The following is a 23,863-nucleotide window of genomic DNA, read 5'->3' as shown; positions in this document are numbered from 1 at the left end:
TCGTTGCGCCTAAGAACACGCCATGAGCGCTGAACCGGAATTGTGCCCGCTTGGAGTGGACGGCATCCTTGTCCGCTTTTCGCGTGTCCTGACCGACGAAGCCAATGCGCAGGCGCTGAGCTTTCGGGATCAATTTGCCGCAGCGGATGTTGACGGCATTACCGAGGTGGCGTCCTCCCTCACCTCAGTGCGCGTCGGTTTTGACCCCGCGCAGACGACGCGAGACGAGGTGAGCAAAGCAATCCGCGCGCTTGTCACCGAAGACATCCAGCCCGACACAGAACCCAAAAGGCTCTGGCACATTCCGGCCTGTTTTAGCCCCGAACACGCCCCGCAATTGGCTGAAGCGGCAGACTTGGCCGGAGTGACCGTTGATCAGGCGATTGCCGAAATCACGGGGCAAAGAACCCGCGTGATCGCCATCGGTTTTGCGCCCGGACAACCCTATCTAGGCATGCTACCAGATCATTGGGACATCCCGCGACAAAGCGCTTTGACCGACAGCCTGCCGCGTGGGGCGCTGATCACGGCGGTGCGTCAGTTGATCATCTGGGCCGCGGATGCGCCAACCGGCTGGCGCCATATTGGCCAGACGGGATTCCGCGTCTATCTGCCGGAAACATCTACGCCCTTTGCCTTCCAACCCGGCGATGGCGTTCAGTCTCACGCGGTCTCTGCAAGTGCATTTGCGGATATCAAGGCCGACCCCGCCACCAATGGTGGCGCGCGGTGCGAGGTCTTGCGGTGATGCCGCAATTGACAATTCATCATGCGGGCCCCGGTCTGACCGTGCAGGATCTTGGTCGCCCCGGCTGGAAGGCGCAGGGCCTCTCAGCGGGCGGCGCTGTTGACCGGCGCGCCCTTTTCGAGGCTGCCGCATTGCTAGGAGCGTCACCACAACAGGCCGTCATCGAAATGATGGGCTTTGGCGGCGCGTTCAGTACCGACAGCGATACGCGCATCTCGCTGACAGGCGCGCAGATGCAGGCCGATATCGATGGCGAGCTCATCGCTGCGAACCGGACTTACTACTTGCAAGCAGGGCAGAAACTGACGATCGGCGGGGCCGTTACCGGCGTCTTTGGCTATCTGGCTTTGGCAGGTGGGATCGCGACAACGCCTGTGATGGACAGCCGCGCGGCCCATCTGACCGCAGGCATCGGCTCCCTGCTCTCAGCGGGTGACCAACTGCCTTTTGAACCCGACCCTGCACCGCTGACCTCTCCCCTCGCATTGTCGGTGGAGGACCGGTTCACCGGCGGCACAATCCGCATCATGCCGGGGCCACAGACAAACTTCTTCAGTCAAGAAACGTTGCAGCACTTTACCGCGACGCCCTTTACCCGCAGCCCCCGGGGCAACAGACAGGGTGTGCGTCTTGACCATGATGGGGCGGGTTTCTCTGTCGATGGAGGGCGCAGCATCGTCTCCGACCTGATTGTGCCCGGCGACATCCAGATGACAGGGGACGGCATTCCGTTTGTCCTTCTTGCCGAATGTCAAACCATTGGTGGTTATCCCCGGATTGGCACTGTGGTCCCCGCTGATTTGCCAAAAGTCGCGCAGGCGGCACCCGGCACACCATTGCGCTTTACGTTTCTGAGCGTCGAGGAGGCGGATGCCACCGCCAAGTCAGACGCCGCTCTCCTGAGGGAACTCACCAGCACATGTCGCCCCATCATCCGCGATCCGCATGACATTCCTGATCTGCTCGGCTACCAATTGATCAGCGGGGCGACACCCGGTGACGATCTTGAAAGGCCCTGAATGACACGCAAAGTCGATCTGAATTCCGATATGGGCGAAGGTTTTGGGCCCTGGCAGATGGGCGATGATGCCGCACTCTTGGACATCGTGACCTCGGCCAATGTCGCATGCGGATTTCACGCAGGCGACCCGGATGTCATGGACAGGACCATGCGCATCGCTGTTGAAAAAGGCGTCGGTATCGGCGCGCATCCCGGCTTTGCCGACCTTAAGGGGTTCGGGCGGCGCAACCTGCCGATCCCGCATGACGAATTGGCGAATGCCGTCGCCTATCAGCTTGGCGCAGCACAAGCGATGGCCAAGCGGGCCTGCGGCAAAGTGCGGCATCTGAAGCTGCACGGGGCGCTCGCCAATATGGCGTCGGTGGATCACGCGCTTGCGCGTGTGTGCTATCAGGCCGCGCTCGATGTCGAACCGGATATCGTGATCATGGTGCTGGCCGCCACCGCACAAGAGGAAACGGCGCGCGAACTGGGATGCAATTGGGCCGGTGAGATCTTTTCCGACCGCGCCTATAACGACGACGCCACGCTTGTTGATCGTAACCTGCCAGGTGCGGTCCTGCATGACGCCGCCATTGCCGCGCCGCGCATTCTGGAGATGCTAGAGACTGGGGCGATCATCGCCGAGTCCGGCAAACACATCCCCTGTCAGATCGACACGATCTGCCTGCACGGGGATACGCCGCGTGCTGTAGCGATGGCACGCGGTATCCGGCAACATCTGACGAATGCTGGCATCACGCTGGCACCGCTTTAGGGGCTTACGATGAAACTCAATGCCGATTTCAGCCAACGTGTCCTGATCCAGACGCATGACATGCCATGGATCGCCTCACCCATGCCCGGCGTTGACCGGCGCATGCTCGACCGCATGGGCGACGAGGTGGCGCGCGCGACCTCGATCGTGCGTTATGCGCCGGCCAGCAAGTTTTCTGCACATACCCACACGGGCGGCGAAGAATTCATTGTTCTTGAAGGCACCTTTCAGGACGAGCACGGCGATTATCCGGCGGGCACCTATGTGCGCAATCCGCCGACCACCTCGCACACACCCGGCGCGGCTGAGGGCTGCACGATTTTCGTCAAGCTCTGGCAATTCGACCGGGATGACCGGACCCAGTTCCGTATGGACATGGAAGAGGGCCTGACGGGTGATCAGGTGAGCAGCAAAATCCTGCATCAGGACAGCCGCGAAACGGTCCGGTTCATTGCGATGGAACCGGGTGCGATGCTTGACGAAACGCCCGATGGCGGGGCCGAGATATTGATGATCGCGGGGGCCGCGACAGAAGCCGGGGATCAATTGCAAAAAGGGGCGTGGCTCCGACTGCCGGAGGGTGCACCCCTGCGCTTGATCGCCGGTGAGGCAGGTGCAAAGCTCTGGATCAAGACGGGGCATCTGCCTTATGCCACGGCACCCAAGGTCTGACGTTTCAAAGAGCGGCACTATAATGACAAAACCAACCTATTACACGCCCAAAGGCGGGCTGCCGCCGCAAACGCAGCTTTTGACGGACCGGGCGGTGTTCACCGATGCGTACGCCGTAATCCCCAAGGGCGTGATGACCGATATCGTCACCAGCAACCTGCCCTTTTGGGACAAGACCCGCGCTTGGGTGCTCGCCCGCCCGCTCTCTGGCTTTGCGGAGACTTTTAGCCAGTACATTGTTGAGGTCAGCGCAGGCGGCGGCAGCCAAAAGCCGGAAACCGACCCCGTCGCAGAGGCCGTGCTGTTCGTAACCGAAGGCGCGTTCACCCTGACCATCGCGGGCGAGACCCACGCAATGAAACCCGGCAGCTATGCCTATGTCCCGCCGCAGACGGATTGGGCGCTGCAGACGAACCAAGGCGCGACCTTCCACTGGATCCGCAAGGCCTATCAGACGGTTGACGGGATCGCCAATCCGACCGCCTTTGTCACGCATGAAGACAATGCCGAAACCACGGCAATGCCGGACACAAATGGCTCATGGAAAACGACGCGCTTTGTCGACCCCGCAGACATGCGCCACGACATGCATGTCAATATCGTCACCTTTCAACCCGGCGCCGTGATCCCCTTTGCCGAAACCCATGTGATGGAGCACGGGCTTTATGTGCTGGAAGGCAAAGCGGTCTATCGGCTCAATCAGGATTGGGTGGAAGTTGAGGCCGGTGATTTCATGTGGCTGCGCGCCTTTTGCCCACAGGCCTGTTATGCGGGTGGACCGGGTCCGTTCCGTTACTTGCTTTATAAAGACGTGAACCGCCACATGCCGCTAAGTGTGTAGGCGACGAGGACCCCTCGCCGCCTAGGCGCAGGTTACATATTTCCAACCTTCTTGTGGTTTGCGACAAGCTGGTGCAGCCCGCGCACAAAATCCCAGACGGCCACAATCCCGCCCATCAAAAGCGTCAGAACTGCGCGAAACGAAAACGGCGGCACGGCTTTCAATTCGCGCGATTGCACAGGCTCGCCACGGGCAATTGCCCCAAGAATGGCATCCATCTCGTTGGCGTTGTTCCAGATGCTGCGGAACAGGATCTTGCCGTCAGGCGCGATGACGAAGATGGAGTTTGGCATTGTGCCGTAGAACCGATGCGCTGAACCGTTCACGTCGTCCACCAGAATGGTCCGCCCATCACGATACCGGCGCTTGGTCTTTTGCGCGGCGGTGATCTTGTCAGCTTCGGTCCGGTGCTGCGGCTGCAGCTCGCCCGGATGCGCCTCACGCACGTAAAGCAGGACATGATCAAGACCGGGATATTTCTCGATCGGTTGCATCATTGGCGGTACGCTTTGCGCATACATCGGGCAGGTCATGCTGCCGGTTTCAAGGACAAGCGGTTTGTCCCGCAGATAATCGGAAAGCTGTACGGTCGCGCCATCAAGTGTCTGCAAGGTCGCGTCCTTGTAGATGTCGCCAGCCTTCAGGCCCTCATCCACGGTGAAGTCATATTCTTCGGGGGTAAAGCGGCGATAGCCATAGGTCTTGGTGGTCATGGTCGGTCTCCAATTTGCGATTGTTTATGAAAATGCGAGGGCGGTTAGCAGAGCAATCAAAGTGCTCAGCGTCATCAACAGCCCCCGATGATGCAGCAGTGCCAGTGCCCCCAGCCCATCACGCACGGCCGTCAACTCACCATCTGACGGGACGGCTTCGACCCCGCGAATATCTTTGAAGAGCCGTGCGACGATCAGGACCAGCTGGACGAAGAAAAGCCCTGCGACCGTCATCGCCACCGCAGAGAAGCCCGCCTGCCAAAGCAGCACGCACATCAGGACCGAAACAGTGCCCATCGTTGTCATCATGGTGGGTGGTAGCAGGTGAATGACGCGTTTCAGGATCGCATGCACCTTTCGCGCGTCCTCATCGCTGACCTGTGCAGATTGCGGCGCCCACATCAGGCGCCAGACGGGTTTTTCGATCAGCGACAAAACCAGGAAAATCCCCGTCCCAAGGCCAAGAAGCCCGGCGAGGAGTGTGGGCACAATATCTGTCATAGTGTTCCTTTCTGTCTTTGGTGCCGTCAGAACGGGCGCATTGACATCACGACAAGCGCCACTCATGTTGTCACCGCCTACATAGGTTACGATGTAGTCAGTGACAACATGAGTCGGGAAAATAAATGAACGCACCCTATCATCACGGAAATCTGCGCCAGGCCCTGCTGGACCGCGCCATTGAAACGCTGAGCGAAAAGGGCGTGGAACATCTGAGCCTTCGGGCCCTTGCAAGGGACCTTGGGGTGAGCCACGCCGCACCACTGCGGCATTTCGCAACAAAGGCCGATCTTCTGAATGCCATCGCGATTGAAGGCGTGGGTAGCCTTGTCGCGGCGACAGATCAGGCGGCTGAGGCAGCCTCGGGTGTCAAGCGATTGCGTGCCATGGCGCTTGCCTATGTGGACTGGGCGATGGCCAATGCAGCACTCCACCAGATCCTGCGCAACCCCGACGTGATGCGGCATGCCTCGGACGACCTCACCAAGATGCTGACCACATTCGCGGAAGCGCAAAGGCGCGAGATTGCAACCGCACAAAGCCAGGGTTGGCGGCCGGATGAGCACCCGGACGTCTTGTTCTTGCACCTTGTGTCACTGACCGCAGGCACCGCGGTCGTGATGACGGGCGATGTCTATCGTGATCCTGTCATGACAAGCTTGGCGAAAGATCGCGTGGCTGCGTCGCTGGATCTGTTTTTTGGCTGAATGCGACGAGCCAGCCGAGCCGCAGTTGTCTGAGACGGCGAACATCCGGCTTGCCACAGTGATGGTATCAACGCCACCAGATTCCGAAGCACCTCCAGGTTAAGGAGCTGAGACGACCCTCTGCATGCAATCACAACTGCCAGCTTCACACCGGCGAAGCACCCGGCGCGTGGGTGCGTCCAGTTTATCGGGAAAGACTCATCCCGAAGCTAATTGAGACAGGGGTCTTGCGTGCGCATTTCCACCATCCGGCATTCTCTATTTAAACGATCGGCATTGCAGTGCTCGCAGTTTCCAGTTCCCACATCGCTTACAGACTGGCGGCACGCCATGCGCTTTGTTGTGCGTCGAGAAACGACGCCAAATCAGCCTCGCACAACGGGCGCGCCAAGGCGTAGCCCTGGAAAATGTTGCACCCCAACGCTCTGATCGCCTCGATATCCGCGTGTGTTTCCACGCCCTCGGCCACCGCTTCGATGCCAAGGCCACGGGTCATATCAAGTATCGCCGAGACGATACTGCGTTTCACCGGCTCATTGACTGCAGCTTGGATCAGGCTGCGATCCACCTTTAGCCGATCCGGCCAGATCTTGAGCAAACCAGTGATTGAGGCACGCCCGCTGCCAAAATCATCGGTCTCAATACGCACCCCCATCTCGCGCAGTTGCGCAAGATTATCCTCAAACTGCGGCGTTTCGCGGCTTTCGTCGAAATAGATCGTTTCAAGTAACTCGACCGCGAGACGGCAACTGCGATCAACCCAGATCTCATCAATGTCCTTTGGCAGTTCAGGATCGACTAGGCGGGCGGCACTGATATTGACCGAAACCGAGGGCAGTATCAGTCCCTGTTGTTTCAACCGCGCAGCAGTCTCCAGCGCCTGCCGGAGCATGTGGCGATCAATCTCGGCCAATAGCCCAAGCTCTGCAGCAGAGTCGAGAAATGTACCGGGCAGCAAAAGCCCCAGTTCCGGGTGCTGCCAGCGTACCAGCGCCTCCGCCCCAACGATGGCGCCGGTTCCCACATTCACTTGCGGCTGAAAGTAAGCAACGAACTCCTGACGTTCGATGGCAACAGGTATGTCCGCGGCCAGACGTCGGTCTGCCCTGATCTGCGCCTCCATCTCGGACGTCGTTTCGCAAACCATATTGCGTCCGCCGCGTTTCGCCGCGTAAAGGGCAACATCGGCATTCGCAAGCAGACGGCTGGGCGACATCCGCCCATCTTTGGCGATGGCAAAACCAACGCTAGCGCCTACGGTGGCGCGTTGGTTGCCATGGCAAATCGGGGCGGCCATCGCCTCAACAATTGCGTCCCCCACCCATTGGGCAAGATCAGATGTGACACCGTCCTGCATGATGATCAGAAATTCGTCACCACCAACGCGATATACCGCGCCTTTGTCACCAACCACGATTGAAATGCGCCGTGCCGCCTCGGAGAGCACAGTGTCGCCCGCCGGATGGCCAAGCGTATCGTTCACCCATTTGAACCGGTCCAGATCGACATGCAGAAGTCCGACTGATCCGCATGCATTGTCTAGCACACACTGCAAATCTCGCTCAAAGGACCGGCGATTGAGCAACCCGGTCAACGCGTCGACATAGGCGGCCCGTTCAAGCGCATTGCGCGCCTCATCCAATTCACGATTACGTTCGGCCAGTTGGGTGTTGGTTTCGACCAGGCGCTGCATCGCCTCTTTTTCATGCGTGATGTCGTGGCCGGTGCCACGATAGCCAATAAACGTCCCGTCATCGGCAAAAAGCGGTTGGCCAGCGACGCGCATCCACAACACCGATCCATCGGTGCGTCTATTGATCGAATACTCAAAATCCTTGAAAGGACGGCAGGCGTTCAGATCAGCAATATGGTCGTTCCACTTGGCCAAGTCGGCACGATCACTGGCCACGATATCGCGTCTGCGGCCAAGAATCTCGGACTTGGGGATCTTGGTCACTTCTTCCATGCGGCCCGAGAAATAGGTAAAGCGATGCTCGGCATCGGTCTCCCAAAACCAATCCGACGCAATGCCCGCAAAGTCCTCTAGGTCGCGGATCTTGGTGTCTTTTTCCTCAGCCATCACGCCTTCATAGCCGCAAGGCATTGAGCAAGTGTTAGCGTCAGCAATCTGGCGGAGTGATGGAATAGGGCTTGGCAACACAGCTTGGGGCCAGTAATCACTCCGCATGGCCCTGTCGTGCGATTCGTCGGGGCTTTGTTCGTCCGAGACGGTGGGTTGGCCTTATGCCATTAATTCCTGCCTGAGACGGGATAGACCGGAATGATCTGAGGCTCTCCTCGGCTCCAACGGCTCAACCCCCGTATCCATTGGACATCGACTGTTGTGCGGTTCGCCGCGCGGCAAAATTGAGCCGGGAAGCAATTCCCAAACTTGGAGTGAAACTGTGGATAGAGCACAAAAAGAACAGCTGGTCGAAGATCTCGGCCAGATCTTTGAAAGCTCTGGCGTCGTCGTGGTTGCCCACTACGAAGGCATGACAGTTGCCGAAATGCAGGACCTGCGCGCAAACATGCGTGAAGCGGGCGGGGCCGTGCGCGTTGCCAAGAACAAGCTCGCCAAGATTGCTTTGGACGGAAAGCCATGCGCCAGCATCGCTGAATACCTGTCCGGCATGACTGTGCTTGCCTATTCCGAAGACCCAGTGGCTGCGGCCAAGGTCATGGATAACTACGCCAAAGAGAATGACAAGCTCGTCATTCTCGGTGGTGCTATGGGCGATCAAGCACTTGACCCAGCTGGTGTGACATCGGTTGCCAAAATGCCAAGCCGCGAGGAGCTTATCGCTTCGATCGTGGGTTGCATCGGGGCACCTGCATCCAACATCGCCGGGGCCATTGGCGCGCCTGCAAGCAACATCGCGAGCATTCTTTCGACCATCGAAGAGAAGGCTGCATAAGGCACTGAATTGACTTGAGGTTTACCCTCACGTTGGAACACACAAAACGGAAACGGAAAGCATAAAATGGCTGATCTGAAAAAACTGGCTGAAGAGATCGTTGGTCTGACCCTTCTCGAAGCACAAGAACTGAAAACAATCCTGAAAGACGAGTACGGCATTGAGCCTGCTGCTGGTGGCGCTGTTGTCGCAATGGCACCTGGTGCAGACGGTGGCGGTGCTGCTGCTGAAGAAAAGTCTGAATTCGACGTCGTTCTGAAGAACGCCGGCGCGCAGAAAATCAACGTCATCAAAGAAGTCCGCGGCATCACCGGTCTTGGCCTGAAAGAAGCCAAAGACCTGGTCGAAGCTGGCGGCAAGATCAAAGAAGGCGTTGCCAAGGACGAAGCCGAAGAGATCAAAGGCAAGCTGGAAGCAGCTGGCGCCGAGGTCGAACTGGCCTAAGTCGGATCAATTTGATCAAAAAGAAACCGGGTCGCATCAGCGGCCCGGTTTTTTGTTGCGCGAATGGTAGAGCCCCGTCGCCTTATGACGGTGCGTAGGGCAGTGATGAGTGATGCAGGTTGATCCGCAACTGGCCCTCATCGTCCATCACATAACCGAATGAGTATTCAACCTTCGTCTCGCTGCCATCAGGGCCGGTGAAATAGTAGTTGCCCATGGCAATCGCCGCGTCGTCAGTTGTGAAGATGCCGTTGTTTTCCCAACGAACATTGGTCCAGCCCTTGATGGCAAAGCCGGTATCCTCAGTTCCCTCGGTACCGACGAAATAGCTGAGCGCTTCGGCAAAGTCTTCGCGGAATTGGTCATCAGCCGCCAAGGTCGGTTTGAACATGACATCCGTCATCCCGTAGGCGTAAAGGTCGTTGATATGTGTGGCCGCGCGTGCGGCATAGTCACCGCCAGTCGCATGGGTTTCAGAGATGGCCACAATGCCCTCGCCCCAGGCGGTTTGCGCGTCGATGACGCTCTGTTCCGAAATCGTGTCGGCGGTCGCAACGCCAGCTGAAAATACCACACCAAGCGTTACAAGAAACCGGTTCTTCATGGTCATAAGTTCATCTCATTTCGGGAACGTTTTGATCATCAAAGCCTTCTGACGCCCCATTCCAGAAAACTTCGGCACACGGGGTTCATCCCCATGCGCAAACTGCCGGTGTTGGGTTGCACCGAAGCCGATGCGGTGAGTGGATCATCCATTCTCACCGTCATCACCGAACTTACGCGCCGCATGCCTGATTTATTCTGTCAGGTAATGAAAAACTACACGCGGAAGTGGCTGAGTCAAAGTCGGCCTACGTCACGCGTAGGTTGTACCTTCCAAATGCAGCGGCTTTCAGTTGCCGCTGTTACTCTGGCTGATCAGGGTCCAGAAACGTCACCCCAGACAGCTCACGGATCCCCGCAATTTGGTGAGCGTAAGCCGCATCACCCGCAGCATGGTCGTCCGGTCCAAATCCATCAAACCGTGGGTGATCGGGGCCGACTGGCATCGTCTTACGCATGGCAAAACCCAGTTTTTCGGTCTGGTCCTTCGCATGGCGCGCCAGTGTCTCAGAAACAGCTTCGGCGGATAGACCTTCGTGAATCCTTCTGTCCAAGGGACGCACCAACGAGGCAGCACGCGCGCCAACCAGCGCGCTGCAGATCCGGGGAAAGAGTGTCGCGTAATCCTCGTAACGCCAAACCGTCACTTGGCCCACTCCTTCTGCCGCACGCAAACGTGCGACCAGATCAAGCCAATCCACGCTCTTGACTGGATTGATCTGATGATATCGTGCGAAGGGCACAACCCGACCGCCCATCAATTGCTGGCAATAGGCAGAGTTCAGAAAGGCCGTCGGATGACGGATGCCCAACAGCACGTCAATCGGGCGCTCCATAGCTGCGGCGAGGCGGCTGATCCGCGTCGCGGCATGCGGATAGCGCTGTTTCACAGGCAATCGGCGTGGTGAGTTCAGAACGCCGATAAAGTTTTCTTCGCTGAAGACAATGCGCGCGGCGTCCTTGCGCATCAGCGCCAATTGCGCCTGTGGTGACCGGCGCGGCCCCACTGGCGAAGCATCCTTCAGGCCAAAAAGCGCGAAAATTGACCGGCCCGGCAAACGAAAATCCTGCGGCCCATAATACCGCACACCTGCCGCCGCCATCCCTTCGACCGACTTCATTAGCGAGCGCTGCAAATGGGTTGTCGCCGTCTTATGCGCGCCGATATGAAAGGCGATTGTCAAATCATCGGCGGACATGTGGGAGAAGGAGCCTCCAACAGGCGGCAATCGGGTCTGGCAGGGGCAGCAGGACTTGAACCCGCGACCTACGGTTTTGGAGACCGCCGCTCTACCAACTGAGCTATACCCCTATGACCGGATGCTGGACTAGTCTGAATTGCAAAGAGGATCAAGGGTGGACTTGGTCTGCCGCGTGGAAATATGAAGCGGGAGAAACACAATCCCACGCAGCTGGTCGGGCATGAAATTTCGCAGAAGGTTAAAGAAATCTGAAACGCTCGCCATCATCTTGGGATTTGTGGCGCGTCTGATTTTTGGAATCTGTTACCGGACCACGCGCTGGCAAGGCGAAGGCCGTGCAGAGCTTGAGGCCGCGTTGGCCGAGGGGCCCGTCATCCTCGTCGTTTGGCACAGCCGGTTACTGTTGGGGCCTGCACATTGGCCGCTGGAGCATGGACAACTCTCCAGCATCCATACGCGCTCTCCCATCGGTCGGGTTGTGGGGGCCATGCAGCGCCAGCAGGGGCTTCATCCCTTTGAGATGAAAGAGAATCGCTCGAACCGCGCCACCTCGCGCCAGATCATGAAACTCGTGCAGCAGGGCACAAGCATCGGGATCACAGCTGATGGGCCAGAGGGGCCGGCACTGCAGCTGAAAGACCCGCCTATCGACTGGGCACGCGCGACCGGTCTGCCTGTCTTTTGCTATGCTTATGCCACGAAACGGCAGTGGCGCGCCAAAAGCTGGGATCAGATGCTGATCCCGCTGCCCTTCACGCGTGGTGCCTATGTCTATGCCCGGTTCGAAGAAACCATCCCGCGCAAGATGGATGCCGCAAAAATGGACGCGCTGCGCACGCATCTGCAGGATTTCATGGTCGAGACCACGGCACGGGCTGACGAAATGCTTGGCCTGCCGCGCGGCCCCTGATCAGCCGTCAGCCGCCTTGCGTAAGGCCGCTAGGTCGGCCCCCGTGATCGCCGTTTCGAAGGCGAGGATCTTCTCAATCGGCCAGTCCCACCAGGCAATTTCATTGAGCGCGGCAATCGTCTCGGCATCAAAACGCATCCGCAACACCTCCGCCCGGTTGCCCGCAACAATGGCGTAATCCGGCACGGGACGGCTCACAACAGCCCCCGCACCAATGATCACCCCGTTGCCGATCTGCGCACCCGCGAGAATACGGGCGCCGGTGCCAATCCAGACATCATGGCCGACATTAATGTCGCGCCCAGGCCGCAGCGTCTCTGCATAGCCCCCAAAGCGTTCGGGCTGATGAATCGCAAAAGGAAATGTCGAAAACCCGTCGCGCGCGTGATTGGCACCATCCGTGATGAACTGCACGCCATGGGCGATCTGCCCGAATTTCCCAATGATGATCCGGTCGTTGGCCCAGGGAAAGAGATAGGGCGCCAACCGCCCGGCCCAAAGCGATGGTTCTTCCGGCGGATCAAAGTCGTTGGCATAGGTATAGTCGCCGATCTCCCAATTGGGATGGGTGATTGCGGCTTTCAGAAAGACATTGCCCTTATGAAGTGTGCCATCGGGCAATGTCACGGGGTGGAGCGTGTCAGGCGATGGGAAAGACATATCTGATCCTCGCAGTTGCACGCGTCAGCGCGTACCCGGTTTCCGGTGAAGCAGAAAGGCCAAACTTAGTCGCGCCACATACATTCAGTAAGAATTGACTGTTTGGTGCGACAATCTGTCAATCCGCTCTATGTGGATATGAAGAAGCAGTTTCGCGGAGTAGATTTATGGATGGTCTGATTGTCGTCTTCTTGGTGTTTGACTTTGTCTTGGCACTGGCTTTGGTGGTGGTGACGATGGCGCAGATGGACATGCGCTATGCTAGACAGGTACGCGAGCAGGAAGAGTACAAGTCCCACTTCCGTAGTGACCGTCGCAAGGATCGTTGATCGCTGAGGGTTGCCTGAGAAGATGATGCGGCGCTGCCGCCCGCAAAGCCGAATCCCCTATCGGCTCTTTGGCCCGCTTTATGGTGGACAGAGTGAGTCCCACACTATTGGATTGTGGCGCGGGGAAGCAGGGTGTGCTGCAAAGAAGCGGATTTGCTCCACGATCCAAGTCATCTCACAGAGAAATCCTGCAAAATGACAGGGTCAACGTCATGCGCAAGTTCGAAGGCGCCAACAAGAGTTGCAACAAGAAGGGCATACTCGCAGTGCTCGTTGCTCAGTTGCGGACCGCAAGCCTCTTCATGGCGCCTCACCATCTCAAGATTTTCTACTTGGAAGGCGTAGATTTCTTCGCCGGAGTCACCGGCTTCCATACGTGTCCGCAACAACCCAATCATCTCCGCTGCGGCAGCATGCATGCGAGCAAGATGACTTTGCAGACACTGCTGCTCATCGTCCGGGTTTCGGCATGCACGCGTTCCAAGTACCATGCACCGAGCAGCAAAGTGGAACCGGTATACGCCTGAAAGTGAAGCGATCACTGCCGCGCAAGCGATCGGATCGTGGTCGTTCCAATCTTCCCATTGATCCACCACCCGAACGGCCAATCGTGTATTAGGATAGAATCCTTCATCGATCCCCGCCAGCCTTGCCGCACGAAACCCATTCATTGTTGGGATTAGTAGGCCAAGGAACCTGCAGATTTCTGGACCGAGTTGATCACAATCGAATGTCGAGGGCGGCGCGGTCGCAATACCTTCAATGGCGCGCTGGTAATGGCGCGGCCAAGTACCCGTCATTGGAAGGTGCCTAGGCAGTTGTTGAGAGGCGGTTTCAATGAAGTTCTCAACACTGTTCGTTGCGGATCCAATGCAAGTGGCTGGCTCAGCGTCCTCAAGACAAAGATATGCCGGGACGGCGAAGCAATCCTCAACCAACGCACTTCGATAGAACGGGTCAAGCTGATTGAGGGCTCGATAGCATTCAATCGGATTAAGCTCGTGCGCAGATTTGGTCTGCCCCGCCACCTGCTGAACAGACGACACCCATAGCAACAACGCCAAAACGGCCGCTGCTGTAGAACCAATGTACCGCATGCGTTTTTCCCAAGTGAGCCTCCACCAATGATACGCCCATGGTCAATGGTTGCAATGAAGACCAAAAAGTCACTTCAAACGAAACGGCCCTGTTGTTTGCGCCTGAGAGATTTGATCCAGAAGCGCGTTGCGCCTTCATTTTTGGGCGCAAATTGGGTGCTCGTCCCACCCTTGCAGTTCGGGTGCCCGGCAGTTGTTAACAATATCTGACCAGACCGTGCGTTTTCCCCGCGGGGAAGGTTCGGTTGATCGTGACAACCACAACGCAAGAAGGCCGCCCCTGTTGGGAGCGGCCTTTGTTGTTCTTGGAGGTCCCGGATCAGGTCCGGGACGGTGTTGTGCCAGATTGGCTGCCGGGTGAGTTCTCGGCATTTGCGGTGCAAACGCCTGCCACTCACGGGTCTCGTTCAAAGATTGTTATTCAACAATCTTTGATACAACCCCAGCCCCCACAGTGCGGCCACCTTCGCGGATGGCGAAGCGCAGGCCGTCTTCCATCGCGATCGGCGCGATCAGTTCCACGTTGAACTTCAGGTTGTCGCCCGGCATCACCATCTCGGTGCCCGCAGGCAGCTCAACCGTGCCGGTCACGTCCGTGGTCCGGAAATAGAACTGTGGACGGTAGTTGGCAAAGAACGGCGTGTGGCGGCCGCCCTCTTCCTTCGTCAGGATGTAAGCCTCGGCCTCGAACTTCGTGTGTGGGGTCACGGAACCTGGCTTGCAGAGCACCTGACCACGCTCAACACCGTCACGGTCGATACCGCGCAGCAGGGCGCCGATGTTGTCACCCGCTTCACCGCTATCCAGCAGCTTGCGGAACATCTCGACCCCTGTGCAGGTCGTCTTCTGCGTGTCGCGGATGCCGACGATCTCGATCTCGTCACCCACATTGATCACGCCACGCTCAACACGACCGGTCACAACCGTACCCCGACCAGAGATCGAGAACACGTCCTCGACCGGCATCAGGAACGGCTGGTCCACCGCACGGGCCGGCGTTGGGATATACTCATCCACAGCCGCCATAAGCTCGGCGATCTTCTCAGACCCGATTGCATCATCACGGCCCTCGAGCGCGGCCAGAGCCGAGCCCGCGATGATTGGGATATCATCACCGGGATACTCGTAAGAGCTTAACAATTCGCGAATTTCCATCTCGACCAGTTCGAGCAGCTCTTCATCGTCGACCTGATCGACCTTGTTCATGAAGACAACCATATATGGGATGCCCACCTGGCGGCCCAACAAGATGTGCTCGCGCGTCTGGGGCATCGGGCCGTCAGCGGCGTTCACCACCAGGATCGCGCCGTCCATCTGCGCGGCACCGGTGATCATATTCTTGACGTAGTCAGCGTGGCCGGGGCAGTCGACGTGTGCATAGTGACGCGTGTCAGTCTCGTATTCCACGTGGGCGGTCGAGATGGTGATGCCGCGGGCCTTTTCCTCAGGCGCGCCGTCAATCTCGTCATACGCCTTGAAGTCACCAAACTGCTTGGTAATCGCCGCCGTCAGCGTCGTCTTCCCGTGGTCAACATGGCCAATCGTGCCAATGTTCACATGCGGCTTATTCCGTTCAAACTTTTCCTTAGCCATTTCACATGGGCCCTTGATTTTGAGGGGCCAGAGCGGCCCGGTCCTACATCGCGGGCGATGTATTTGGAATTGATGTGGAAATCAAGGGGTGTGTCCGCATTCGGCTGCACAGCCCAAGGGCCTGATTATTTTACACCAAATTGCGGCGCGATGCATTAGCCTGCCACCATGAATTTGGAGGATCACTCATGAGACTAGGTGCATTTTCAATCAGTCTGAACGTCAAGGATATCGCGGCGTCCAAGGCGTTTTACGGCAAGCTGGGATTTGAACCCTTTGGCGGTGATGAAAGCCAGGGTTGGCTGATGCTGCGCAATGGTGACACGGTGATCGGGCTGTTTGGCGGTTTTCTGCAGGCCAATACGCTGACCTTCAATCCCGGCTGGGATCAGAATGCGCAGAACCTCGATGATTTCGATGACGTGCGGGAGCTGCAAAAGCAGCTCAAGGCCGACGGTGTAGAGTTCTTCAGTGAGGCGGATGAAAGCACGACCGGCCCCGCAAGCTTTGTCGTGATGGATCCCGATGGCAACCCGATCCTGGTTGACCAGCACCGTTAGCGCAGGGACCGGCCCATCGCCACCAGTGCCTGGGCCAGAAAGTCGACAAAGATGCGGACCCGCCTGATGCGGCGCAAATCCTCGTGCATGACGACCCAAGTGTTGCGGCTTTCATCCACATCCGCGCCCGGCATCCGCTGGAGTTCGGGGAACTTCTGCGCGCACCAGAGCGGCAGGAAGGCCATGCCCGCCCCCGCGCGCGCCAGATGCAGGTGCATTTCAGGATCGGTGACCTGGTGCCGCAACCGTGCGGCGGGAAAAGGTGACCGCGCGACCCAATCCATGAGTTCCGGCACCGGTCCGTAGCTGATGAATGCAAGCCCCTCACCCTTCCTGCCAGCCTTGTCGAAATGCGTCTCAACATAATCGCGGCTGGCAAAGATGCTGAGTGACAAGGGCGCTAGCTTCCTTGCAACGACATCATCTTTGATCTCAGCCGCATGCCGGATGGCGATGTCCGTCTCCATCCGGCTAACGCTTTCGATGTCATAGGTCAGGCTGATCTCCAGATCGATCTGTGGGTAGATACGGCCAAATTCGGCAAAGACTGGTGCCAGCAGGAAATGCCCGGTCATGGGGTCAACCGACAGCCTGATCTTGCCTGACGCTTCGCGATCCAACCCTTGCAAACCATTACGCGCACGGGCGAGCAGGCGTTCAGCTTCTTGCGCCTCGGGCATCAATGTCTCGCCCGCCGCCGTCAAGGTCAGCCCCTTGCGGCTGCGCCGGAAAAGCTGGACGCCGTACGTGGCCTCAAGCGCCTCAACATGGCGGCGGACGGTGGCGTGGGTTGCGCCAAGCCGTTCGGCAGCACTGCGCAGGCTGCCGCCACGGGCAACCGCCAGAAAGAAGGGCATTTGTTCCCAATCGCGCAAAAAGGCCGCCACAAGTGGTTCATTTTCGATCCACTGTGGGCCTTTTCTGGATATATTCAAGGACAATTTTAATCCGTAAAAGGGCGGCAATTCCACGAAACAGATGAAGAAGAGTAAGATGAAAGCCGCAATCTATAACCGCTACGGACCCGCCGATGTCGTCAAACTGGCTGAGGTTCCACGCCCGGTCCCGAAACCCGAACAAATCTTTGTGGCCGTCCGCGCAAGTGCTGTGACGACCGCCGACAGCATGATCCGCCAAGGCATGCCGCGTTGGGGACGCTTGTTTCTGGGGCTGCGTCGGCCAAGGACCACCGCGATGGGCACGCAATTTGCAGGCGAAGTGATCGAGGTGGGCGCGGATGTGAAGGACTTTCGTATCGGTGACCGTGTGTTTGGCGAAACGGGCATGGCTTTCGGTGCTCATGCGGAGTTCATCAGCGTCAACGCCGACGAAATGGTCGCCCATATTCCCGAGGGCATGTCATTCGAGGAAGCCGCACCTTTATGTGACGGACCGCTGACGGATATGAATTTCCTCCGCAATCTGGCCGATCTGAAGCCGGGGCAGCATATCCTGATCAACGGCGCTGCCGGGTCGCTCGGCTCTGCTGCTGTGCAGCTGGCAAAAAGCCTAGGCGCGGAGGTGACCGGCGTCTGCAGTACGCGCAATGTCGACTTCGTGCGGTCGCTCGGCGCCGATCATGTCATCGACTATACAAAGGACGATTTCACAAAGCAGCCCGAAATGTATGACGTGATCTTCGACACCGTTGGGAAAAGCGATTTTCGCAGCAGCAAGCCTGCATTGAAGCGTGGTGGAGCCTATGTCTCGCCGGTCTTGTCCCTGCGTTTGCTGGGGCACATGTTGTGGAGCGGCTGGTTTGGCAGCAAGAAGGCCAAGTTTTCGGCGACCGGAATGCTTCCCGTGGACAAGCAAAAGCCGCTGCTTCGTGAGTTGTTGGATCGGATTGCGCAAGGTCATCTCAAGATGGTGATCGATAAGCGGTTTGGTCTGGATCAGATCGTTGAGGCGCATGCTTATGTCGATACCGGACATAAACGCGGCAACGTGATCCTGCAGGTAGGATAGACCTCAGGACCCGTTTGAAATAGTGGGCAAGTGTCCGCCCGGCGGCCAGCTATCGACTGCGTCAGTTAGCTGAACCGGTTGTTCTTGGGGAAACCATAAGGCGGGCGCTTGCCGACGCCTGCGCGGGCGGCTTTCCATTCGGTCATGTCCGGCTCTGTCCGGGTCTTGCCGCCGCCCATGGGCCAGGAGAGGCCGTCGGCCCAATTGAAGGTCGTCAGATCCGACAGGCCGCCGTCGAGTTCCAGCATGCCCTGTCGTCCGGTGGCCTTTTTGTATTTCTGGATACGGACACCTTTGCCCCGGTTCATCTCGGGCAATTCGGCGGTGGGGAAGACGAGGAACTTGGCATTCTCGGAGACCACAGCGATATGGTCGCCCGCGATGCGGTGGCAGATCTTGGCGATCGTGTCCTTGACGTTGAGCACCTGTTTGCCGGCGCGGGTTTGAGCCACGACTTCTTCTTCGGGTACGATGAAACCGTTCCCCTCTTCGGAGGCGACGATCAGTTTGGCGCCCGGTTTGTGGATCAGGAAATCCACGATCTCCACATCATTGGGCAGGTCGACCATCAGGCGCAAAGGTTCGCCCATGCCGCGTCCGCCAGGCAGATTTGCCGCGCCGACAGTGTAGAACCGCCCGTTGGCCCCGAAGACCAGCAGCTTATCGGTGGTTTCGGCGTGGAAGATGAAACGCGGGCCGTCGCCGTCCTTGAACTTCAGCTCGCGGGTCAGGTCGATATGGCCGGTCATGGCGCGGACCCAGCCCATTTTCGAACAGACGACCGTGATTGGTTCGCGTTCGATCATCGCTTCCAGTGGGACCTCGACCACCTCTTCGGCTTCGGCAAATTGCGTGCGGCGCGCGCCGCCTTCGCTGTCGCGACCGAAGGCCTTGCGCGTCTCGCGGAGCTGTTCGGCGATGCGTGCCCATTGCAGATCGTCGCTGTCCAAGAGGTCCTCAATCTCAGCCCGCTCTTTCATCAGCGCGTCGCGTTCGGCGATGAGTTCGAGTTCCTCCAACCGCCGCAAGGACCGCAGGCGCATGTTCAGGATCGCCTCGGCCTGGGTTTCGGTCAGCGCGATTTCGGGGTCGTCATCGACGGGTGAGACATAGTCTTTCTCGCTGGTCGCCCGAACGTGCTCCTTGGCCCAGTCTTCGACCATCAGCGCCTGTTTGGGGTCATCGTCGTAGCGGATGATGTCGATGACACGGTCGAGATGCAGGAAGGCGATGATGAAGCCTTCCAGCACCTCAAGCCGGTGGTCGATCTTTTCCAACCGGAATTTGCTGCGGCGGACCAGCACCTCGCGCCGGTGATCGAGGAAGGCGCGCAAAACCTCCTTGAGGCTGCAGACCTTGGGCGTCAGCCCGTCGATCAGGACGTTCATGTTCAGGCTGAACCGCGTTTCGAGGTCGGAATTGCGGAAGAGCATGCCCATCATGACCTCCGCATCCACCGTCTTCGCGCGCGGTTCGAGGACGACGCGGATGTCATCGGCGCTTTCGTCCCGCACGTCAGCGAGCAATGGCACCTTCTTGGTCTGGATGACCTCGGCCAATTTTTCGATCAGCTTGGATTTCTGGACCTGGTAAGGGATTTCGGTGACGACGACCTGCCATTGGCCGCGACCCAGATCCTCAACCTCCCATTTCGCACGGGTGCGGAAGCTGCCGCGCCCGGTGCGGTAGGCCTCAGCGATGCTCTCACGCGGTTCGACGATGACGCCACCGGTCGGGAAATCAGGGCCGGGGATGTAGTTCAAGAGCGTGTCGTCGCGGGCGTCCGGTGTCTTGATCAGATGCAGACAAGCGTCGATGAGTTCGTGCAGATTATGCGGCGGGATGTTGGTGGCCATGCCCACGGCAATGCCGCTGGAGCCATTGGCGAGCAGGTTCGGGAATGTGGCGGGCAGGACAGCGGGTTCGTCCAGACGGCCATCGTAATTGGGGCGGAAATCGACCGCGTTTTCGTTGAGGCCTTCTAGCAGCGCCTCGGCAAAGGCGGTCATCCGCGCCTCGGTATAGCGGCTGGCGGCGGGGTTATCCCCGTCGATATTGCCGAAATTCCCCTGCCCGTCGACGAGCGGGTAGCGGACGTTGAAATCCTGGGCGAGGCGCGCCATCGCGTCATAGATCGCGGCATCGCCGTGGGGGTGGAAATCCCCCATCGTGTCGCCGCTGATCTTGGCGGATTTGAGGAACCCCCCGGTGGGGGACAGACGCAGGCGCGACATCGCGTAAAGGATGCGGCGATGCACGGGCTTCAGCCCGTCGCGGGCATCGGGCAGTGCGCGGTGCATGATGGTGGAGAGCGCGTAGGTCAGATAGCGGTCACCGATCGCCTTGCGCAGGGTCTCGGTCACGTCGTTTGGATCATAATCGCTGTCGATATCGTCGCTCATCCCTTTGGTTTAGCGGCGCGAAAAACGGGCGTAAAGCGGCATTCGTTCCCGCTTTGCGTGTGTTGTTGTGGTGTCTTGATCGCCGAAAATGTGATATTATTGATTCCTAACAATCGGTTGGGGGGTAACCGATGCCAAAGTATATACCACTCACGGCCCTCTTTTTATTCTGGGCCTTTTACGAAATGTCAGGCGGTGCCGATTTTACGCCGCCTGTTCCCACCCCTGTCGCAGCAGAAGTCGCCGTGGTGATTGAGGAGACACCACAATTTGTGCCGGATGTTCCGCCAGAGCCGGAGCCCGCAGTCGAGGTCATGTTGGCGTCTTATGAGGACGAGCCGCTGTCCATCGCATCAATCGCGCCGAGTACGATGCTGGACACCGTGGCATCGCCTGCTTTTCTGGCGCCTGCACCGCTTGATATCCGCTTTGTTGCGGGGGATTGGGTGAATATGCGCGATGGGCCGAGCACGTCTTATCAGGTGCTTGATACGCTGCCGCGCGGGACAGAGGCCGAGGTGCTGGACGTCAATGGCGAAGGTTGGGCGCAAATCCGCCTGGTGGATACCGGGCAGACGGGGTGGATGGCCGAGCGGCTGCTCTCGGCGGACTAGCGCCGCTTGCCAGCCTGGCCCGGTCCGGGCACAAAGGCCCGATGACGCAGAAAAGCATATTGATTACCGGGTCGTCGTCGGGTCTGGGGCTGGATGCAGCTTATGGTTTGCGCGCGGCGGGATGGCGCGTGTTTGCGAGTTGCCGCAAGGCGAAGGATTGCGCGCGGCTGCAGGCGGAAGGTTTCGAAAGCCCGCGGATCGACTACGCGGACCCCGACAGCATCGTCACCGGCCTGGCCGAGACGCTGGAGGCGACGGGTGGCACGCTGGATGCGCTTTACAATAACGGGGCCTATGCCTGCCCGGGCGCGGTTGAGGATTTGCCGGTTGCGGGCCTGCGCGCGATTTTTGAGGCCAATGTGTTTGGCTGGCACGAATTGACGCGTTTGGTCATCCCGGTGATGCGCGCGCAAGGGCATGGGCGGATTGTCAATTGCTCTTCCGTGCTCGGTTTTGTGCCGATGAAGTGGCGCGGGGCCTATGTGTCGACCAAATATGCGCTGGAGGGGCTGACGGATGTGCTGCGCATCGAGATGGCGAACACGCCGATCAAAGTAGTATTGATCGAGCCGGGGCCGGTGACGTCGAAGATCCGCCAGAACGCGATCCCGCATTTTGAGAAGTGGATCGATTGGGAAAACTCTGCGCGGGCAGATGAGTACAAAGAGGTCATGGACCGGCTTTATAAAGAGAGCGGGCCGGACCGGTTCGAGCTGCCGCCATCGGCGGTGACCAAGAAGCTGCTTCATGCGCTGACCTCACCACGCCCGCGCCCGCGTTACTATGTGACGACGCCGACCTATCTGATGGGGTTTTTGCGGCGGGTTCTACCGACCCGGATGCTCGACGCACTCATTTTGCGGGCGTGAAGGGTTTCCTTCGCGGGCCTGCCTGCTACATCGCGGGGGACGTGAAGGAAGGACAACAAAATGACGGGTGACCCGCTTTTCTGGTTCATGGCGCTGTCGGTCGCGGCGGTGCTGATCATCCTGATGATGGGGATCGGCACATTCGGCAAAGGCGGCGATTTCAATAAGAAACACGCCAACAAGATCATGCGCTGGCGGATCGGCGCACAGCTCTTTGCGGTCGTGATGATCCTGCTTTTCGTATTTTTGCGCGGCGAGGGAGGCTGAGGCGATGGTCGTTCTGAACAAAATCTACACAAAGACCGGGGATGCGGGCGAGACGGCATTGGGCAATGGTAGCCGCGTGGCGAAGCATTCCTTGCGCGTGACGTCCTATGGCACCGTGGATGAGACGAATGCGACCGTTGGGCTGGCTCGGCTGCATGCGACGGGTGAGATGGACGCGCAACTCGCCATGATCCAGAATGATCTGTTTGATCTGGGTGCGGACCTGTGCCGTCCGGATATGGAGAAGGACGGCGAGGCCGAATACCCACCCTTGCGGATGTCAGATGCGCAGGTTGAACGGCTTGAAGGCGAGATTGACGCAATGACCAAGATGGTCGAACCCTTGCGTAGTTTCATCCTGCCGGGCGGGTCGGCGCTGGCCGCGCATTTGCACCTTTGCCGCACAGTGTCGCGCCGCGCGGAGCGTTTGACGGTGGAACTGGCCACAGTCGAGTCCGTGAACCCGGCGGCGGTAAAATATCTCAACCGTCTGTCCGACTGGTGTTTTCAGGCAGCGCGGATTGCCAATGACAAAGGCAAGGATGATGTTTTGTGGATTCCGGGTGCGAACCGCTGAAGGCGGTGGCTTGTCCAGTGGACAAGGCAGCACCCGGAAGGGCTAACCGCTGAAAGCGACGGCTTGTCCGTGGCTTAACTCGCGAAGAGCATACAGTTTTCACCAATATCCATGCGATACCAGCCCAAGGTCACGGGCTCTCCGACGATGTCGCTGCCCCAGACAATCGCAAAGTTCCAATCACCCCAAGGCAGATGCGACAGGCTAAAGCTATTGCCTGGTTCCACACGCCCGAGCACAGCCGAATTACTGTCAGGCGCCTCAAAAAGCAGAAAACTGTCGCCAGTATAGCCGATGCATCCGCCTGCTGTGCCGTCGGTCGCCGGCTGAAACGCAACGCGAAGCCGCATGCCGATATATGGGACCTCTTCCAGATTGGGCTGCGAGGTATCAATGCGGCAACGCGCTTGCGGCAGGGAAAAGGGTGGATCACGCTCAAGCTTTTGAATGAGCGTGATTTGTTCCGAGATGTCGCGATCCACAACCGGCTGTCGCGTCGTGCAATCGGTGTTGTCGAAAAGATTGCGGCCAAGCGGCGTCGAAAAGCAATAACCGGCATCGTTCAGCATGGCGTTGCGGGCAAACCAAAGCTCTTCACAGGCCTGATTGGCCTCTGCCATCACCGCAGTTGGCAGGAACAACATGAAAACAAGATAGCGAAGATCAAGCTGCATTTCGATTTCCCCAACACCATTGGCGCCGTTTTGCGGCGCGCAGGCTACACTGGTTCTGTGCCATATTTGAAGTCAAAGATAATGCAGAAATCTCCATTTTACCCATCACATTTTAGATGATGCGCCGAATGCGCGTGCGCTTTCTCGTCTTGCGAAACTCATCACCGCTTTGCACAACCAAAAAAGTACAGCTTGGCTTCCAGATTGGGCGCTGCG

27 protein-coding genes and 1 tRNA gene are annotated in these 23,863 nt (G+C 58.5%); 16 read left to right on the top strand and 12 right to left on the bottom strand.

Annotated features, from left to right (window positions below):
* Positions 1 to 22: 22 nt before the first annotated feature.
* Genes SLH47_RS17270 through SLH47_RS17250 form a run of 5 tightly spaced genes read left to right on the top strand, consistent with a single transcriptional unit; the run spans position 23 to position 4,039 of the window.
* Complete coding sequence (locus tag SLH47_RS17270) at positions 23 to 748, top strand: 5-oxoprolinase subunit B family protein (RefSeq protein WP_320241137.1); 726 nt, start codon at positions 23 to 25, stop codon at positions 746 to 748.
* Positions 748 to 1,767, top strand: a complete 1,020-nt coding sequence (locus SLH47_RS17265; protein ID WP_320241135.1) for a biotin-dependent carboxyltransferase family protein — start codon at positions 748 to 750, stop codon at positions 1,765 to 1,767. Before SLH47_RS17270 ends, SLH47_RS17265 begins: the two co-directional genes overlap by 1 nt.
* Positions 1,768 to 2,526 (top strand): 5-oxoprolinase subunit PxpA, encoded by a 759-nt coding sequence (locus tag SLH47_RS17260; RefSeq protein WP_320241134.1) that lies wholly within the window; start codon positions 1,768 to 1,770, stop codon positions 2,524 to 2,526. It begins immediately after the preceding gene.
* A 9-nt stretch (positions 2,527 to 2,535) separates the two neighbouring features.
* Positions 2,536 to 3,198, top strand: coding sequence for a cupin domain-containing protein (locus SLH47_RS17255; RefSeq protein WP_320241132.1), 663 nt, complete (start codon positions 2,536 to 2,538; stop codon positions 3,196 to 3,198).
* A gap of 22 nt (positions 3,199 to 3,220) precedes the next feature.
* Positions 3,221 to 4,039: a bifunctional allantoicase/(S)-ureidoglycine aminohydrolase gene (locus SLH47_RS17250; RefSeq protein ID WP_320241130.1), complete on the top strand. Its 819-nt coding sequence runs from the start codon at positions 3,221 to 3,223 to the stop codon at positions 4,037 to 4,039.
* Between the two features lie 32 nt (positions 4,040 to 4,071).
* Here SLH47_RS17250 and SLH47_RS17245 read toward each other — a convergent pair whose 3' ends face one another.
* Complete coding sequence (locus SLH47_RS17245; protein ID WP_320241127.1) at positions 4,072 to 4,752, bottom strand: deiodinase-like protein; 681 nt, start codon at positions 4,750 to 4,752, stop codon at positions 4,072 to 4,074.
* A gap of 24 nt (positions 4,753 to 4,776) precedes the next feature.
* Entirely contained in the window at positions 4,777 to 5,253 is a 477-nt protein-coding gene (locus SLH47_RS17240; RefSeq protein WP_320241125.1) for a hypothetical protein, read from the bottom strand.
* 125 nt (positions 5,254 to 5,378) lie between these two features.
* Between SLH47_RS17240 and SLH47_RS17235 the strand changes: the two genes are divergently transcribed.
* Positions 5,379 to 5,960, top strand: coding sequence for a TetR/AcrR family transcriptional regulator (locus tag SLH47_RS17235; RefSeq protein ID WP_320241122.1), 582 nt, complete (start codon positions 5,379 to 5,381; stop codon positions 5,958 to 5,960).
* A gap of 310 nt (positions 5,961 to 6,270) precedes the next feature.
* Here the strand turns inward: SLH47_RS17235 and SLH47_RS17230 are convergent, their stop codons facing one another.
* A complete protein-coding gene (locus tag SLH47_RS17230; RefSeq protein WP_320241120.1) occupies positions 6,271 to 8,040 on the bottom strand; it encodes an EAL domain-containing protein in 1,770 nt (589 codons plus the stop codon).
* A 325-nt stretch (positions 8,041 to 8,365) separates the two neighbouring features.
* Here SLH47_RS17230 and rplJ point away from each other — a divergent pair, with 325 nt between their 5' ends.
* Together rplJ and rplL are read left to right on the top strand one after the other, a co-directional pair.
* Entirely contained in the window at positions 8,366 to 8,878 is a 513-nt protein-coding gene (gene rplJ / locus SLH47_RS17225) for a 50S ribosomal protein L10 (protein ID WP_320241117.1), read from the top strand.
* A 66-nt stretch (positions 8,879 to 8,944) separates the two neighbouring features.
* Positions 8,945 to 9,322, top strand: a complete 378-nt coding sequence (gene rplL, locus SLH47_RS17220) for a 50S ribosomal protein L7/L12 (protein ID WP_320241115.1) — start codon at positions 8,945 to 8,947, stop codon at positions 9,320 to 9,322.
* Positions 9,323 to 9,404: 82 nt separating this feature from the next.
* Here the strand turns inward: rplL and SLH47_RS17215 are convergent, their stop codons facing one another.
* The 3 genes from SLH47_RS17215 to SLH47_RS17205 form a co-directional block, all read right to left on the bottom strand.
* Positions 9,405 to 9,932, bottom strand: a complete 528-nt coding sequence (locus SLH47_RS17215) for a phosphoribosyl-AMP cyclohydrolase (protein WP_320241113.1) — start codon at positions 9,930 to 9,932, stop codon at positions 9,405 to 9,407.
* A gap of 295 nt (positions 9,933 to 10,227) precedes the next feature.
* Positions 10,228 to 11,124, bottom strand: a complete 897-nt coding sequence (locus SLH47_RS17210; protein WP_320241111.1) for a hypothetical protein — start codon at positions 11,122 to 11,124, stop codon at positions 10,228 to 10,230.
* 37 nt (positions 11,125 to 11,161) lie between these two features.
* Positions 11,162 to 11,237: transfer RNA gene (locus tag SLH47_RS17205), tRNA-Trp, on the bottom strand.
* Between the two features lie 110 nt (positions 11,238 to 11,347).
* Between SLH47_RS17205 and SLH47_RS17200 the strand changes: the two genes are divergently transcribed.
* Entirely contained in the window at positions 11,348 to 12,037 is a 690-nt protein-coding gene (locus tag SLH47_RS17200) for a lysophospholipid acyltransferase family protein (RefSeq protein ID WP_320241110.1), read from the top strand.
* Here SLH47_RS17200 and SLH47_RS17195 read toward each other — a convergent pair whose 3' ends face one another.
* Positions 12,038 to 12,697, bottom strand: a complete 660-nt coding sequence (locus SLH47_RS17195; RefSeq protein ID WP_320241109.1) for a CatB-related O-acetyltransferase — start codon at positions 12,695 to 12,697, stop codon at positions 12,038 to 12,040.
* Positions 12,698 to 12,864: 167 nt separating this feature from the next.
* On the opposite strand from SLH47_RS17195, the gene SLH47_RS17190 reads away from it, so the two are divergent.
* Positions 12,865 to 13,026: a hypothetical protein gene (locus SLH47_RS17190; RefSeq protein ID WP_320241107.1), complete on the top strand. Its 162-nt coding sequence runs from the start codon at positions 12,865 to 12,867 to the stop codon at positions 13,024 to 13,026.
* Between the two features lie 170 nt (positions 13,027 to 13,196).
* Here SLH47_RS17190 and SLH47_RS17185 read toward each other — a convergent pair whose 3' ends face one another.
* A complete protein-coding gene (locus tag SLH47_RS17185) occupies positions 13,197 to 14,123 on the bottom strand; it encodes a hypothetical protein (RefSeq protein WP_320241106.1) in 927 nt (308 codons plus the stop codon).
* 417 nt (positions 14,124 to 14,540) lie between these two features.
* On the bottom strand, positions 14,541 to 15,716 hold the full coding sequence (tuf, locus tag SLH47_RS17180) for an elongation factor Tu (RefSeq protein ID WP_320241105.1): 1,176 nt from the start codon (positions 15,714 to 15,716) through the stop codon (positions 14,541 to 14,543).
* A gap of 188 nt (positions 15,717 to 15,904) precedes the next feature.
* On the opposite strand from tuf, the gene SLH47_RS17175 reads away from it, so the two are divergent.
* Positions 15,905 to 16,276, top strand: coding sequence for a VOC family protein (locus SLH47_RS17175; RefSeq protein ID WP_320241103.1), 372 nt, complete (start codon positions 15,905 to 15,907; stop codon positions 16,274 to 16,276).
* Here the strand turns inward: SLH47_RS17175 and SLH47_RS17170 are convergent.
* A complete protein-coding gene (locus tag SLH47_RS17170) occupies positions 16,273 to 17,211 on the bottom strand; it encodes a LysR family transcriptional regulator (protein ID WP_320241102.1) in 939 nt (312 codons plus the stop codon). The genes SLH47_RS17175 and SLH47_RS17170 overlap by 4 nt on opposite strands.
* A 43-nt stretch (positions 17,212 to 17,254) precedes the next feature.
* Between SLH47_RS17170 and SLH47_RS17165 the strand changes: the two genes are divergently transcribed.
* Complete coding sequence (locus tag SLH47_RS17165; protein WP_320241101.1) at positions 17,255 to 18,244, top strand: NAD(P)-dependent alcohol dehydrogenase; 990 nt, start codon at positions 17,255 to 17,257, stop codon at positions 18,242 to 18,244.
* Between the two features lie 65 nt (positions 18,245 to 18,309).
* Here the strand turns inward: SLH47_RS17165 and SLH47_RS17160 are convergent, their stop codons facing one another.
* Complete coding sequence (locus SLH47_RS17160) at positions 18,310 to 20,646, bottom strand: DNA topoisomerase IV subunit A (protein ID WP_320241099.1); 2,337 nt, start codon at positions 20,644 to 20,646, stop codon at positions 18,310 to 18,312.
* 131 nt (positions 20,647 to 20,777) lie between these two features.
* On the opposite strand from SLH47_RS17160, the gene SLH47_RS17155 reads away from it, so the two are divergent.
* From SLH47_RS17155 to SLH47_RS17140, 4 genes are read left to right on the top strand one after another with little or no spacing between them, the layout of a single operon-like run.
* The gene (locus tag SLH47_RS17155) at positions 20,778 to 21,260 is read left to right on the top strand and encodes an SH3 domain-containing protein (protein ID WP_320241097.1); all 483 of its coding nucleotides are present in this window, start codon (positions 20,778 to 20,780) and stop codon (positions 21,258 to 21,260) included.
* A gap of 41 nt (positions 21,261 to 21,301) precedes the next feature.
* The gene (locus SLH47_RS17150) at positions 21,302 to 22,129 is read left to right on the top strand and encodes an SDR family NAD(P)-dependent oxidoreductase (RefSeq protein WP_320241095.1); all 828 of its coding nucleotides are present in this window, start codon (positions 21,302 to 21,304) and stop codon (positions 22,127 to 22,129) included.
* Positions 22,130 to 22,189: 60 nt separating this feature from the next.
* Entirely contained in the window at positions 22,190 to 22,396 is a 207-nt protein-coding gene (locus SLH47_RS17145; protein WP_320241093.1) for a twin transmembrane helix small protein, read from the top strand.
* A 4-nt stretch (positions 22,397 to 22,400) separates the two neighbouring features.
* Positions 22,401 to 22,973, top strand: a complete 573-nt coding sequence (locus SLH47_RS17140; RefSeq protein WP_320241090.1) for a cob(I)yrinic acid a,c-diamide adenosyltransferase — start codon at positions 22,401 to 22,403, stop codon at positions 22,971 to 22,973.
* Between the two features lie 74 nt (positions 22,974 to 23,047).
* Here the strand turns inward: SLH47_RS17140 and SLH47_RS17135 are convergent, their stop codons facing one another.
* Positions 23,048 to 23,647: a DUF4453 domain-containing protein gene (locus SLH47_RS17135; RefSeq protein WP_320241088.1), complete on the bottom strand. Its 600-nt coding sequence runs from the start codon at positions 23,645 to 23,647 to the stop codon at positions 23,048 to 23,050.
* Positions 23,648 to 23,863 lie beyond the last annotated feature (216 nt).

This window comes from Cognatiyoonia sp. IB215182 (assembly GCF_033963905.1).
Taxonomy (GTDB): domain Bacteria; phylum Pseudomonadota; class Alphaproteobacteria; order Rhodobacterales; family Rhodobacteraceae; genus Yoonia.
Note: the sequence above shows the minus strand (reverse complement) of the source record. Positions and strands in the feature narration are given on the sequence as shown.

What these genes read in the sequence shown, in the direction of transcription:
- SLH47_RS17165 (WP_320241101.1), top strand. Translation starts at nt 17,255, where the DNA reads ATGAAGAAGAGTAAGATGAAAGCCGCAATCTATAACCGCTACGGACCC.
- SLH47_RS17210 (WP_320241111.1), bottom strand. Translation starts at nt 11,124, where the DNA reads ATGTCCGCCGATGATTTGACAATCGCCTTTCATATCGGCGCGCATAAG.
- SLH47_RS17150 (WP_320241095.1), top strand. Translation starts at nt 21,302, where the DNA reads ATGACGCAGAAAAGCATATTGATTACCGGGTCGTCGTCGGGTCTGGGG.
- SLH47_RS17190 (WP_320241107.1), top strand. Translation starts at nt 12,865, where the DNA reads ATGGATGGTCTGATTGTCGTCTTCTTGGTGTTTGACTTTGTCTTGGCA.
- SLH47_RS17255 (WP_320241132.1), top strand. Translation starts at nt 2,536, where the DNA reads ATGAAACTCAATGCCGATTTCAGCCAACGTGTCCTGATCCAGACGCAT.
- SLH47_RS17140 (WP_320241090.1), top strand. Translation starts at nt 22,401, where the DNA reads ATGGTCGTTCTGAACAAAATCTACACAAAGACCGGGGATGCGGGCGAG.
- SLH47_RS17230 (WP_320241120.1), bottom strand. Translation starts at nt 8,040, where the DNA reads ATGGCTGAGGAAAAAGACACCAAGATCCGCGACCTAGAGGACTTTGCG.
- SLH47_RS17185 (WP_320241106.1), bottom strand. Translation starts at nt 14,123, where the DNA reads ATGCGGTACATTGGTTCTACAGCAGCGGCCGTTTTGGCGTTGTTGCTA.
- SLH47_RS17195 (WP_320241109.1), bottom strand. Translation starts at nt 12,697, where the DNA reads ATGTCTTTCCCATCGCCTGACACGCTCCACCCCGTGACATTGCCCGAT.
- SLH47_RS17240 (WP_320241125.1), bottom strand. Translation starts at nt 5,253, where the DNA reads ATGACAGATATTGTGCCCACACTCCTCGCCGGGCTTCTTGGCCTTGGG.
- SLH47_RS17270 (WP_320241137.1), top strand. Translation starts at nt 23, where the DNA reads ATGAGCGCTGAACCGGAATTGTGCCCGCTTGGAGTGGACGGCATCCTT.
- SLH47_RS17160 (WP_320241099.1), bottom strand. Translation starts at nt 20,646, where the DNA reads ATGAGCGACGATATCGACAGCGATTATGATCCAAACGACGTGACCGAG.
- SLH47_RS17175 (WP_320241103.1), top strand. Translation starts at nt 15,905, where the DNA reads ATGAGACTAGGTGCATTTTCAATCAGTCTGAACGTCAAGGATATCGCG.
- SLH47_RS17200 (WP_320241110.1), top strand. Translation starts at nt 11,348, where the DNA reads ATGAAATTTCGCAGAAGGTTAAAGAAATCTGAAACGCTCGCCATCATC.
- tuf (WP_320241105.1), bottom strand. Translation starts at nt 15,716, where the DNA reads ATGGCTAAGGAAAAGTTTGAACGGAATAAGCCGCATGTGAACATTGGC.
- SLH47_RS17265 (WP_320241135.1), top strand. Translation starts at nt 748, where the DNA reads ATGCCGCAATTGACAATTCATCATGCGGGCCCCGGTCTGACCGTGCAG.
- SLH47_RS17215 (WP_320241113.1), bottom strand. Translation starts at nt 9,932, where the DNA reads ATGACCATGAAGAACCGGTTTCTTGTAACGCTTGGTGTGGTATTTTCA.
- SLH47_RS17260 (WP_320241134.1), top strand. Translation starts at nt 1,768, where the DNA reads ATGACACGCAAAGTCGATCTGAATTCCGATATGGGCGAAGGTTTTGGG.
- SLH47_RS17135 (WP_320241088.1), bottom strand. Translation starts at nt 23,647, where the DNA reads ATGCAGCTTGATCTTCGCTATCTTGTTTTCATGTTGTTCCTGCCAACT.
- SLH47_RS17235 (WP_320241122.1), top strand. Translation starts at nt 5,379, where the DNA reads ATGAACGCACCCTATCATCACGGAAATCTGCGCCAGGCCCTGCTGGAC.
- SLH47_RS17250 (WP_320241130.1), top strand. Translation starts at nt 3,221, where the DNA reads ATGACAAAACCAACCTATTACACGCCCAAAGGCGGGCTGCCGCCGCAA.
- SLH47_RS17245 (WP_320241127.1), bottom strand. Translation starts at nt 4,752, where the DNA reads ATGACCACCAAGACCTATGGCTATCGCCGCTTTACCCCCGAAGAATAT.
- rplL (WP_320241115.1), top strand. Translation starts at nt 8,945, where the DNA reads ATGGCTGATCTGAAAAAACTGGCTGAAGAGATCGTTGGTCTGACCCTT.
- SLH47_RS17155 (WP_320241097.1), top strand. Translation starts at nt 20,778, where the DNA reads ATGCCAAAGTATATACCACTCACGGCCCTCTTTTTATTCTGGGCCTTT.
- SLH47_RS17145 (WP_320241093.1), top strand. Translation starts at nt 22,190, where the DNA reads ATGACGGGTGACCCGCTTTTCTGGTTCATGGCGCTGTCGGTCGCGGCG.